This window comes from Faecalibacterium sp. I3-3-89 (assembly GCF_023347275.1).
GTDB lineage: Bacteria > Bacillota > Clostridia > Oscillospirales > Ruminococcaceae > Faecalibacterium > Faecalibacterium butyricigenerans.
Genome location: NZ_CP094468.1, coordinates 385761 through 397986, shown reverse-complemented (window position 1 = coordinate 397986; position 12226 = coordinate 385761). Strand labels below are relative to the sequence as shown.

At 56.6% G+C, this 12226-nt stretch carries 11 protein-coding genes, 1 tRNA gene and 1 riboswitch; of the genes, 7 read left to right on the top strand and 5 right to left on the bottom strand.

Features of this window, described 5'->3' with window-relative positions:
* Window positions 1-317: 317 nt before the first annotated feature.
* Together MTP38_RS01890 and MTP38_RS01885 are read right to left on the bottom strand one after the other, a co-directional pair.
* Window positions 318-1592 carry a bifunctional folylpolyglutamate synthase/dihydrofolate synthase gene (locus MTP38_RS01890; protein ID WP_249234073.1) on the bottom strand — a complete coding sequence of 425 codons (1275 nt, stop codon included), beginning with the start codon at window positions 1590-1592 and terminating at the stop codon, window positions 318-320.
* 823 nt (window positions 1593-2415) lie between these two features.
* A complete protein-coding gene (locus tag MTP38_RS01885) occupies window positions 2416-2931 on the bottom strand; it encodes a folate family ECF transporter S component (protein ID WP_249234072.1) in 516 nt (171 codons plus the stop codon).
* Window positions 2932-3083: 152 nt separating this feature from the next.
* Window positions 3084-3179: riboswitch (THF riboswitch) on the bottom strand.
* Between the two features lie 177 nt (window positions 3180-3356).
* On the opposite strand from MTP38_RS01885, the gene MTP38_RS01880 reads away from it, so the two are divergent.
* The 7 genes from MTP38_RS01880 to MTP38_RS01850 all read left to right on the top strand — a co-directional run bounded on the left by MTP38_RS01880 (window position 3357) and on the right by MTP38_RS01850 (window position 8242).
* On the top strand, window positions 3357-5048 hold the full coding sequence (locus MTP38_RS01880; protein WP_249234071.1) for a M3 family oligoendopeptidase: 1692 nt from the start codon (window positions 3357-3359) through the stop codon (window positions 5046-5048).
* A gap of 128 nt (window positions 5049-5176) precedes the next feature.
* Window positions 5177-5623, top strand: coding sequence for a large conductance mechanosensitive channel protein MscL (gene mscL, locus MTP38_RS01875; RefSeq protein WP_227621917.1), 447 nt, complete (start codon window positions 5177-5179; stop codon window positions 5621-5623).
* 169 nt (window positions 5624-5792) lie between these two features.
* Window positions 5793-5868 (top strand) — tRNA-Val (locus tag MTP38_RS01870).
* Between the two features lie 441 nt (window positions 5869-6309).
* On the top strand, window positions 6310-6729 hold the full coding sequence (locus MTP38_RS01865; protein ID WP_003864537.1) for a nuclear transport factor 2 family protein: 420 nt from the start codon (window positions 6310-6312) through the stop codon (window positions 6727-6729).
* Between the two features lie 179 nt (window positions 6730-6908).
* On the top strand, window positions 6909-7421 hold the full coding sequence (locus MTP38_RS01860) for a hypothetical protein (RefSeq protein WP_249234070.1): 513 nt from the start codon (window positions 6909-6911) through the stop codon (window positions 7419-7421).
* A gap of 16 nt (window positions 7422-7437) precedes the next feature.
* Complete coding sequence (locus MTP38_RS01855; RefSeq protein ID WP_249234069.1) at window positions 7438-7683, top strand: hypothetical protein; 246 nt, start codon at window positions 7438-7440, stop codon at window positions 7681-7683.
* A 121-nt stretch (window positions 7684-7804) separates the two neighbouring features.
* Entirely contained in the window at window positions 7805-8242 is a 438-nt protein-coding gene (locus tag MTP38_RS01850; RefSeq protein ID WP_227621563.1) for a zinc ribbon domain-containing protein, read from the top strand.
* Window positions 8243-8357: 115 nt separating this feature from the next.
* Here the strand turns inward: MTP38_RS01850 and MTP38_RS01845 are convergent, their stop codons facing one another.
* From MTP38_RS01845 to MTP38_RS01835, 3 genes are read right to left on the bottom strand one after another with little or no spacing between them, the layout of a single operon-like run.
* A complete protein-coding gene (locus tag MTP38_RS01845) occupies window positions 8358-10013 on the bottom strand; it encodes an ABC transporter permease (protein ID WP_249234068.1) in 1656 nt (551 codons plus the stop codon).
* Window positions 10000-11088, bottom strand: a complete 1089-nt coding sequence (locus MTP38_RS01840) for an ABC transporter ATP-binding protein (RefSeq protein WP_249234067.1) — start codon at window positions 11086-11088, stop codon at window positions 10000-10002. Before MTP38_RS01840 ends, MTP38_RS01845 begins: the two co-directional genes overlap by 14 nt.
* A gap of 24 nt (window positions 11089-11112) precedes the next feature.
* Window positions 11113-12201, bottom strand: coding sequence for an extracellular solute-binding protein (locus tag MTP38_RS01835; protein WP_249234066.1), 1089 nt, complete (start codon window positions 12199-12201; stop codon window positions 11113-11115).
* Between the last annotated feature and the right edge of the window lie 25 nt (window positions 12202-12226).

Genomic DNA, 12226 nt, shown 5'->3' with positions numbered 1-12226 from the left:
TTTGGAACATCCCGCTTCGTCAAATTGCCGGTGAAGTGCCATCAGGATTTGTGCGTTGTGCCAAAAGTACAACATCCAGCCCATTTTGTGGATTTTTTTCGGAAAAAGCCTTGCAATTTCTCTGCAATCGTGTTATTGTTGTATCCAACAAAGGCAGGATGTTGGATACATACCTCCCGCTGCCCTTGTTTTTCTTTCTGTTTTCACCTTCTTATTTTTGCTATTTTCTTCATTTACCTTCTTATCATTTACCCTGCTTGCCCGAAAGGGCAAAAAAGCGATGGCCCATCTGCACTGGGTCATCGCTTTTCTTTTATTTATTCTGCCGTCAGCCGGGCGAACGCCTGCCGGACGTCGCCGGAAAAGTAGAGGGTGCCGAGGGCGCAGACCGGGCCGTCCCCGCCCAGCTCGACGGCGCGGGCGACCCCGGCGGGGATGTCCGCAGCCGCTTCCGCCCTGCCGCCCCGGGCGCGGATGTGCTCAGCCAACGTCTCGGCAGGCATGGCCCGGGGGGTGTGGGCCGCGACGGTGACGAACTGCTCTGCCAGCGGCAGCAGCAGCGCCAGCATCTCGTCCACATCCTTGTCGGCCATGATGCTGAGCAGGAAGACAAACTTCTGCCCCGGGAAGCGGTCCCGGAGGCTCTGGACGGTAGCCCGCATCCCGTGGGCGTTGTGGCTGCCATCCAGCAGGAAGGCGGGCGCGTGCCGCAGCAGCTCAAAGCGGCCCGGCCAGCTCACCTGCTCGAGGCCGGTGCGGATGGCGCTGTCGGGGATGTTCCAGCCCCTGCCCCGCAGCACCCGGAGGGCCGTGATGGCGAGGGCGGCATTCTTTGGCTGATAGCTGCCAATGAGCGGCAGCCGGATGCCGTCCAGTCCGTCGAAGTCGAAGGCAACGGCGTCGAGGCTTCCGCCCTCCACGTTCAGGCGGGAGAAGTCCACCACCGTGAGGGGGGCGTGCTTTTCTTCCGCCGTCCGGGCGATGACGGCGTCCGCCTCCGGCACACCGCCGTAGCTCACCACCGGACTGCCCGGCTTGATGATGCCGGCCTTGGCGGCGGCGATGTCTGCAAGGGTGGGGCCAAGCTCCTTCACATGATCCATACCCAGCGCCGTGATGACCGCACACTCGGGCGGGTCGATGACGTTGGTGGAGTCCAGCGTACCGCCGAGGCCCACTTCCAGCACTACGATGTCGCATTTTTCCTCGGCGAACCAGAGCATCCCCAGCGCAGTGATGATCTCAAACTCGGTGGGTACATCGCTCATGGCTTCCGCCGCCGGGCGGACGCGCTCCACCAGACGCACCAGAGCGTCATCCGGGATCTGCTCGCCGTCCACCTGAATGCGTTCGTTGAAGCGATTGATGAAGGGGGAGGTGTAAAGCCCGACCCGGTATCCCGCCGCATGAAGGCAGGACGCCAGCATGGCGGCGGTGCTGCCCTTGCCATTGGTGCCCGCCACATGGACGAAGCGGAGCTTTTTGTGGGGGTCGCCCAGCGCCGCCAGCAGCGTGCGGGTGCGGCTCAGGCCCGGCTTGTGGCCGGCCCACTGGACTGCGTGGATATATTCCAAAGCGGATTCGTAATTCATGAAAAAACGCCTCGTTTGTTGGTTTTATTTTTTGGGAAGCGGCATTGCGCGCCTGTGCGCGGGATTAGAGCGATGTTGCAGTAGGGCTTGGTTTTCTTTAAGCAGGTTCTCGCGCTGGTAGCGCGGGGCAAATCGCTTTTTCATTAAGGCTAATGTTCTCTTTTGCGTGCCAAAAGAGAACCAGAAAAGCACCAGCGATTTCGACGCGCTGGATCCACGAGAAAGGGGCTGCTCGCCCCTTTCAGACCCCGAAGGAGAGGTCGAAACGGAAAAAAGCTAGCCGCTTCGCTAAACGCTTTTTTCTCGTTTCTCCGACTTACTGCTTCGCAGCTGGTGTTACGCTTTTGCAAGACGTGAAGTTCAGTAGAAAGGTGAAATCATCGGCGGAGCCGTAAATAGGAGAAGCACAAAAAAATGCGCAACAGCGACGACCGCCGCCTGCGGCGGATACAGGGAGGAGCTGTTGGGGCCGCGGTCAGCAGGACACGAGTGCCGCTCAAGGCACGAAGTGGACGCTGGGCACCGCAACCCGTCTTAGCGCAGCGGCTAGCATTTTTGGGCTTCGACTTCTTCTTTGGGTTTGTTAAGGGCGAGCAGCCCTTAACTCGTTGCGGGGAGAGTGGAGTCCAGAGGTAGGGAGGGGGGAGTCGAAACACCCCTCCCTGCCTCTGGCCCGCGCGGAGCGCAAGCCATTTGACCGAAAGAAAAAACATCCCCCGCGCTACCAGCGCGAGAACCTGCTTAAAAAACTGGCCCTACTGCAACAGCGCTCTAACCCCGCGCCACCAGCGCGCAAGCCTGCTTAAAAATACTGCGCAAGCCCTTACCGCTTCGCCACCGCCATCAGCGCCCGATTCTCAAGCAAAATGCGCAGCAACACCGTATTCACTGCGGTGAGCACCAGCGCATTCGGGATGCGGGCCACCAGCACCGCCCACGCATAGCCGTAGAAGATGTGGAGCGCCAGCGAATTGATGACCATGGAGCCGACGAAGTGGGCTGCAAGCACGCTGCACCACAGCCGGTTGCCGGTGCGCAGATTCGAAAGCTTCTGCCAGCCCAAGCCCCCTACAAGGCCGATGGAAGCCGCGCCCAGCGTGATGAGCGGATTGATGGCATAGCCCGCCAGCACGCCGCCGATGATGTCGGCCACCATGCCCACGACGAAGCCCGCCCACGGCCCAAAAAGGATACCCGCCAGCAGCACCGGCAGGCTGCCGAGGTTGAACCGGACAAAGCCGGTAGAGATGCTCAGCACCCAGGAAAAGACGATGCTCATGGCAATGAGCAGGGCCATCGCCGTCAGGGTGCGCACGGAGATCTTCGAATGGTTGTTCATATCAACTGTCCTCCTGTTTTTCAGGAACTCGCGGGAGGGCAGAATGAAACGCCCTCCCCTGTGACAAACCGCACAAAGGAGGGCGTGAGTTCAACAAACTTCACTTCCGAGCGACGCCGTGCAGACAGCATCGCCCGCACCCAAGTCCATGCAGCAGCGGGATGCAGGCCATGCACCGCGGGTCTCCCTTCGTCCGCAGCACAACTCCCCGTTGATGCGGCACTTGACGCACATGGCCTTACTCTGTTGATACTGTTATTATATGCCTTTTTTCGCTCGGTTTCAATCATGGGATGCAACAGGTTTACTAAAACAAAGCCTTTGAATTTATCACATATGTCCAAAGCCTTTCTTTTTCGGCCCAAACGTGATAAGATGGACTTACTATTGAAAGGGACTTTCCTGTCCCGGAAAGGATTTTCTCGATGAAATTCAGTGAGATGACCTATACCCGCCCCGACATCGACGCACTGCTGGCCCGCTGCAAGGAGCTGACGGCAAAAGCCGCAGCCGCCGACAGCGGCGAGGCCCTTGTGGAGACCTATTACGAGCAGAGCCGCGCTTTTGCCGACTACACTACCGCTGCGAACCTCGCCAATATCCACTACACCTGCGACACCCGCGACACCTACTGGAAGGCCGAACAGGATTTCTTTGACGCCAACGGCCCGGCTGTGTCCAACGCCAGCGTCGAGATCAGCCGCGCTTTCCTTGCCAACCCCCATGTAGATGCCCTGACGGAGGCCTTCGGCTCCACCTGCGTGGCTGGCATGAAGAACGCTGTGCTCGGCATGGACGAGCGCACCGTAGCGCTGCAGCAGGAGTACAACGCCCTCGTCAGCACCTATCAGCAGATCTACGGCGGTGCGCTGGTGGAGTTCGACGGCCGACAGCTTACCATCCCCCAGCTCGGCCCCTACAAGGAGAGCACCAATGCCGCCACCCGCCGCGCCGCCTATGAGGCCGAGGCCGGCTACTTCGACGCCCACCGCGCCGAGCTGGACGAGCTGTACACGAAGATCGTCAAGAACCTGAACCAGCAGGCTCAGGTCATGGGCTATCACGACTACAGCGAGCTTTCCTATGTGCGGATGAACCGCATCGGCTACGGCCCCGAGGACATCAAGCGCTTCCGCGAGCAGGTGGCCCATGACGTCGTGCCTGAGCTGCAGAAAGTCATCGCCCTCAAGAACAAGCGCACCGGCATCCAACACCCCACCTTCACCGACCTGCCCTTCGCCTTCCGGGACGGCAACCCCAAGCCCATCGAAGGTTACGATGCCCGGATGGCCGCTGCCCGCACCATGTACCACGAACTCAGCCCCGAGACGGCGGAGTTCATCGACTTCATGCAGGACAACGAGCTGTTCGACGTCGAGAGCCGTCCCGGCAAGATGTCCGGCGGCTATATGACCAGTCTGCCCTCTTACAAGGCGCCCTTCATCTTCGCCAACTGGAACAACACCTCGGCTGACGTAGACGTGCTGACCCACGAGTGCGGCCACGCCTTCGAGGGCTATGTAGCCGAGCGCGACCCCAAGATCCCCGCCGACCTCGAGTGCCCCGGCATGGAGAGTGCCGAGATCCACTCGATGGCGATGGAGTTCCTCACCGCGCCGTGGCATCACCTGCTCTTCGGCAAGGATACCGACAAGTACGCCCTGCTCCACGCCGAGGACAGCTTCCTCTTCCTCGCCTACGGCTGCGCAGTGGATGAGTTCCAGCACATCATGTATCAGAACCCCGACCTCACCCCCGACCAGCGCAACCAGACTTGGCTGGAGCTGGAGCACAAGTACCGCCCCTGGATCGACTTCGACAATCTGCCCTTCTATGGCCGCGGTGCGGGCTGGCAGCGTCAGCTCCACATCTACGAGTGCCCCTTCTACTATATCGACTACTGCCTGTCCACCATGGCCGCGCTGCAGTTCTTCCTGCTGAGCCTCCACGACCAGAAGGACGCATGGGAGCGCTATCTGCGCCTCGTCCGCCGCGCCGGTACCGCCAGCTACACCGAGCTGTGCGAGACCGCTGGTTTGCAGGTGCCCTTCCGCGACGGCTCCATCAAGGCCATCGCCCAGCAGATGAGCCAGTGGATCGCAGAGCATCAGGTCTGACCGCCCAGCCCTCTCAGGCGCTTCGCTCATCCGCCGCAAAGCAGCAGCTTTTCTCTTGAAAATGGCAGATGTATCCTGTATTATAGAGCTATATCATGCCATTTGCGGTAAAAGGAGCGGTAGTTATCATGTCAGAAAAGAAAACCAGCGGCATCAAAAAGTTCTTTGATGAGTTCAAAGCCTTTGCCATGCGCGGCAATGTGCTCGATATGGCAGTCGGTGTGGTCGTCGGCTCGGCCTTCACCGCCATCGTCAACTCTCTGGTGAACGACATCATCTCCCCCATCATCGGCCTGTTCTTCAACGCCGATTTCTCGGATGTTGTCATCCAGATCGGCGATGTGGGCATCGGCGTGGGCTCCTTCCTCAACGCCGTTATCAACTTCCTCATCGTGGCCTTCGTGCTCTTCGTGACCATCAAGGCCATCAATATGCTGCACAAAAAGCCCGTGGAGGCCCCGAAGGAGCCTACCACCAAGAAGTGCCCCTACTGCCAGAGCGACATCGCCATCAAGGCCGTCCGCTGCCCCCACTGCACCTCAAAGCTCGAGGGTTTCCCCGAAGCAAAGCAGTGAGCTTTCCCGCATTTTCCCCGGTGCTGTCCGTTTTCCGGACGCCGCCGGGGCTTTTTTGCGCCCTTTTTTTGAAGATCTCAAAAGAAAATCAGAATTTTTTCGAAAAAAGTATTGCTTTTTCGGGAAAGTCATGGTATTATATCAGAGTCGTCACGACGCAACAGAATATGGACGGTTAGCTCAGCTGGTAGAGCATCTGCTTGACGTGCAGGAGGTCACAGGTTCGAGTCCTGTACCGTCCACCAAACAGTTCGTACTCGAACCCAATTCTTTACGAAAAAGGGTTCGGGTACGTTTTTTGTTTATCGGAAGTTCTGCGGAAGGACTACACAGAGCGTTAAACGAGCAAAGGCAGGGTATCACTATGACGGTGGTATCCTGCCTTTTGCTTTGAGGAATCAAGTTCGCTTTGTGCGAACTTGGTCGTCACCCTATATGACGCATTGGGGGCAATCGCTGTGTACGTGCGTACCGGGAGAGCGTGTACACCTCTGACAAGATGTAACACACTAGACTTTGTTCCAAAGTCTGTGTGCCAAGGGGCATAGCCCCTTTGGAATCCCTGCGGAGCGTGTACGCACGTACGCAGAAAAATGGCAAAATTTCACTATATCGGGGTGTTCTTTCATGGTGGAGTGTGGTATACTCGGCTTAGCCCAGTAAATCGGAAGTTATGGAGGTACTTTATGAACGAGAGAGAAAAAATTATCCGATTATGGTTTGATATGTGGATTAAGAAAGCAGATTTAGGAATTGACAATATTTTTACAGATGATGTTGTATATACTGAGAGTTGGAGTCCTAAATATGAAAACCGCAAAACGGTAAAGCACTGGTTTGACGAATGGAATACACGCGGAAGTGTTCTTGTCTGGGAGATTAAGCAATTTTTTCATCAAGGCAATCAAACAATCGTGGAGTGGTATTTTAAAAGCAAAATGAATAATGGAAATGTTGAAGAATTTGACGGAATATCTTTAATTGTATGGACACAGGATAACAAAATAAAATCATTAAAAGAGTTTGGTTGCAATCTTCATAATTACAATCCATATCGAGATAGTGATATTCCCGTATTTCGAGAAGAAAAAGCAAATTGGTTTTGAGAGGACTATAAATTCCAGTTTGCCGTACTCCTTCCAGCAGGGTTTGGGGCAGGCACGCCCCAACAAGAAGCTGCCCCATGGGACGGTTCTCGCACTCACACTTTCACCCTCTTTGCATTTTTCTTTCTTGAAAGTCCATCGTTCTTTCGTTATAATAAAGCTGAAAGAAGGTGAGTGCAATGATTTTGCAATACTATGTAATAGAATCTGTTACCGGGAAGCATATCAATATTGAAGTCGATGCAGCATCAAAAGATGATTTGGAGATCACCCGGGGCGGCTGGCAGACCGTCTGGGACACAGATTTTATTCTTGACCCTCAGAAAGAAAAGTACGTTGCCAAAACCGAAGATGGTGAAATCGTTGCGCTGGGTGCTTACCGTGTTCGGGAAGGAAGCGTAGCGGTCTATATTGCCTACATCGAAAGCCAGCCGGAAAGCAACCCCACTCTGACAAGGCAAAAGAAGTATCAGGGCATTGGGAAAGCCATGATCGCATTCGGCATCCAGCTTTCGATCGATGCAAACTGCAACGGCGTGGTTGTTTTTGAAGCAAAAACAGACGAGCTGGAACAGCATTATATCCGGGATTTTGGCGCACGTCCGGTAGCATCTCTGTATCCGGATGGACCCAAGACTTTTATGATTGCTGATCAGGCAGCTAAAGATATTTTTTCTTCGTATCTTTTCTGAGAAAGGAGAAAATTATATGAAAGAGTACAATAAAGATTTTGACCTTGATTTTTCTCCCATGTCAGATGAAACCATGTCGTGGCTGGACGAACTGCTTATGACTTGTAAGCACTTTAATGTGGATTACTATAATGCGTCTGAAAAAGACCGTGCCTTTGTGGAGGCCGTAGCACGAAAAAATTATGGTCTGAAACAGGCTTACGCCAATGGAAAAAACGCTTCCACCGTTGCGCCATTCTTTGGCATTCATCGTGCCGGCTGAGCACATCAGGTTCGCCTGCCGTGGACATGCTCCACCACAAAAATCACCCTCCTCAGCAACAACTCGTTGCTTGCTTTTCACTGCTTTTCTGATACACTGGACACAGAAGGCGGTGATAACAATGAACACAAAAGACATTCTCCGACAGCTGCGGGTTCAGAAAGGGCTTTCGCAGGACGAACTAGCCGAAAAGCTCTACGTGACCCGGCAGGCGGTGTCCCGCTGGGAGACGGGCGAGACGACGCCGAACGTCGAAACGCTGAAACTGCTCTCGCGTTTTTTTGATGTCTCCATCAACACCCTGCTGGGCACTCCCCGGGCACTGGTCTGCCAGTGCTGCGGGATGCCACTGGACGATGCGAGCCTCAGCCGCGAGCTGGACGGCGCGTTCAACGAGGACTACTGCAAATGGTGCTACCACGACGGCACGTTCCAGTACGAAAGCAAGGAGCAGCTCATCGATTTCTGCGTCGAACACATGGCCACCGAAACTTGGCCCAAAGAGCAGGTTCGCGCCCACATGGAAGCGGTCGTTCCCCTACTCAAGCACTGGAAATAACAAAACGAGAGGCAGACGCCTCACACAGGAGCGTCTGCCTCTCGTTTTGTTCCGGGCTGTTGCAGAGCAGCCCAATTTGGAAACCCAGTGATAAAAGGAGAACGGGGGAAATCGTTTAAAGGCTGATGTCCTTGCCGCCGTTGAGCTTGCTGAAGGCCAGCAGGGAGATGACGGTCAGGATGGTCATGATGGTGGACAATGCGGCTGCAGTGCCGTAGTTGCCGCGGATGACCTCGGTGTAGATGGCCACCGTCAGGGTCTTGGTCTTGCCGGTATACAGGATGATGGCGGTGGACAGCTCACTGATCATCGTGACCCAGCTCAGGATAGCACCGGAGATGATGCCGGATGCCATCATGGGCACCGTGATGCGGAAGAATGCCTTCATCTTCGAAGCACCCAGCGAGATGGCGGCTTCCTCGATGCTCATGGGGATCTGCTGCAGAATGGCCACCGACGAGCGGATGGTATAGGGCAGACGCCGGATGATGAGGGCCACCACCATGATGAGCATGGTGCCGCTGATGAGGAGCGGGGGCTTATTGAAGCCGATGAGCAGCGCGATGCCAAGGACCGTGCCGGGCACGATGTAGGGGATCATCGAGAGGATGTCCACCACGTTGGTCAGGGCGTTGCGGCGGCGCACCACCAGATAGGCGATGAGGACAGCCAGCAGCACGATGACGACAAGCGCCAGCAGGGGGATGATGATGGTGTTCTGGATGCTGCGGCCCAGCTTGCCGATGGCGGTCTGGTAGCTCTGCAGTGAGTAGCCGTCCACGAAGATCTTACCCTGCGTGTTCTTGAACGAGGTGTAGATGACGTAGGCCTGCGGCAGAATGGCGATGCCCACCACGAGGTAGACCGCCAGATGCACCAGAGCGTTGATGCCCTTGCGGGCCTCGCGCTCCTCCACGGGGTGCATACTGTTCAGCGCGAAGGCGTTCTTGTTGGAAACGTACTTCTGGACGAGGAAGACCAGCGTGGTGATGACGATGGCGATGACGGCGATGGCGGCTGCAAAGCCGTCGCTGCCGCCGACCTCGTTGATGAACTCGGTGTAGAGGACGACGGGGAAGGTGCGGTAGCCCTCGCCGATGAGCATCGGGGTGCCGAAGTCTGCAAAGGAGCGCATGAACACCAGCAGAGCTGCGGCCAGCAGGGTGGGCATGATAAGGGGCACGACTACCTTGAAGAAGCAGGCAATGCCCGAGCAGCCGAGGTTCTCAGCCGCCTCGATGAGGGAGTTGTCGATGTTCTTCAGCGCACCCTTGGCGTAGAGGAACACCAGCGGGAACAGCTGGAGCGTCATGACCAGCACGATGCCGCCGAAGCCGTAGATGTCCGGGATGGCGATGCCGAGGTTCTTGAAGAAGGTGGTGATGACGCCGCTGCGGCCCAGCAGCAGGATCCACGAGTAGGCACCGATGAAGGGGGCCGACATGGATGCCACCACGATGAGGATGTTCAGCACGCCCTTGCCCTTGATCTTAAAGATCGTGAACAGGTAGGCCAGCGGGGTGCCAATAGCGATGGAGAGCACCGTCGCTGTGATGGACACCTTGAAGCTGTTGATCAGGGTCTCGAAATAGTAGCTCTTGGAGAAGAACTTGGTGAAATAAGCCAGCGTGAAGCCGCCGGTGTCGGGGTCCAGCACAGACTGGCGGATCAGGTATGCCATCGGGTAAAGCAGGAACAGTGCATAGAGTGCGATGGTCCCCAGCGTAATGGCTCCCCAGACATCAAGACGGAACTTATTATTGTTTTTCATAAGCGTCGCTCCTGATGAGATTGGTATCGCCGTCCTTGGTAAAGACGTTGATCTTCTCTTTCTTGACCTTCAGCAGCACCTTCTCGCCCTTCTTGAGGCCCTCGCCGATGGAGGACTCCTCCACGATCTCCACCGAGTCACCCTGATCGGTGTCGATGGTGTAGTGAGTGTTGAGGCCGAGGTAGGTGCACTCCTGCACGGTGCCGTGGATGCCCTCGGTGCCATCCTTGCAGATGATAAACTCCTCCGGACGGATGGAGCAGCGCACCTCCTGCTCTGCGGCCTTGTCCAGAGCGTCGATGTGCTCATGGTAGCCGTCCGCAAAGGTGATGACGCCGCCCTTGACGTGGGCGTTCACGATGTTGGTGCGTCCGATGAAGGTGGCCACGAAGACATTCTTCGGGCGCTGGTAGATGTCGCGGGGGGTGCCGACGTGCTGGATGACGCCATCCTTCATGACGGCGATGCGGTCACTGATGGCCATTGCCTCTTCCTGATCGTGGGTGACATACACGGTGGTGATACCAACGCTCTTCTGGGTGTGGCGGATGACGCTGCGCATCTCGACACGGAGCTTTGCGTCCAGATTGGAAAGCGGCTCGTCCATCAACAGCACATCCGGCGAGATGACCAGCGCGCGGGCCAGTGCGATGCGCTGCTGCTGGCCGCCGGACAGCTGATTGGGCATACGGTCGGCATACTGCATGATCTGCATCAGGTTCAGGAACTCGTCCGTCCGCTTCTTGATCTCGGCCTTGTCCACCTTGCGGTTCTTCAGGCCGAAGGCCACATTGTCCCGGACGGAGAGGTTCGGGAAGATGGCGTAGTTCTGGAACACCATGCCGATGTTGCGCTTGCTGGGGTCCATATCGTTGATCCGCTTCTCATTGAAGAAGATGTCGCCGCCCTCGATGGAGTTGAAGCCTGCGATCATACGGAGAAGGGTGGTCTTGCCGCAGCCGGAGGGGCCGAGCAGGGTGAACAGCTCCCCATCTCCGATCTCCAGATTCAGATCCGGGATGACCGTATTATTCCCGTAGCGCTTTACTGCGTCTTTAACTGATATTCTGCTCATACTAGCCTCCTGCTGCCCTTCGAATTACTTGCTCTGCAGATCGGTGAAGATCTCGGTGTACTTGTCCACCAGTTCTGCCTTGTGGGCGCTGACGTAGGGGATGTCCTCTTCGATGACATTGATGTCTGCCATCGGGGTCATAGCATCGTTGGTGGCGGCGTCTTTCATGACGGGGCGGTTGGTCAGGGTGCTGCCCCAGATGTTCTGCACTTCCTCGCTCAGGATGAAATCGATGAACAGCTTGGCGTTGTCCATGTTCTTTGCGCCCTTGATGATGGTGGCGGAAGCAGGCAGGAAGACGGTGCCCTCCTTCATGTAGACGAGCTTGACGGGTGCGCCGTCCAGAACCAGCTGTGCGCAGGGATCCTCATAGGACAGGCCCACCACATACTCGCCGTCGGCGACTCCCTTGTAGACGGCGCTGGAGCTTTCGCAGATCTTGCCGTCCACGTTCTCGAACAGGTCGTGGACGTACTGCCATGCCTTATCGTCCTCGTAGCCGCCCATCGCCAGCAGCATATTGGTCAGGTGTGCAAAGGCAGAAGAGGAGTTGGCCGGGTCGGCGGTGGCGATCTTACCCTTCAGCGCAGGGTTCAGCAGGTCTTCGTAGCCCTCGATCTTGATGTCACCGATGAGGTCGGTGTTGACGATGAGGACGCTGCCGTCCAGCACGTTGCCGGTGATGAAGCCGCACTTATTCTTGTAGGCATCGATGACGTTGCCGTCGTTGGCCGAGACATACGGCTCCCACAGATCCTCGTTGGTGTACATCAGCGACCAGGAGCCGCCGAACAGGACGTCGGCGTAGGGGTCATTCTTCTCGGACTGGATGCGCTTGACCAGCTCGCCGGTGCCGGCCTGGATCAGCTCGACATTGACACCGTACTTTTCCTCGAACAGGGGGATGGTGGCGTTCAACAGGCCTTCCGAGTTGGGCGAGTAGATCACGAGGTCGCCGCCGCCCTGTGCAGCAGTACCAGAAGCGGCAGTGGAAGCAGCGGTAGAACCGGCAGAAGAGGTGCTGGCGGAGGAGCCGCCGCAAGCGCTCAGAGCAGCAGAAGCTGCGATAACACCGGTAGCCATCAGGAACGAACGACGAGAAATCTTTTTCATAGTAAAAACCTCCATTTTTTACCTG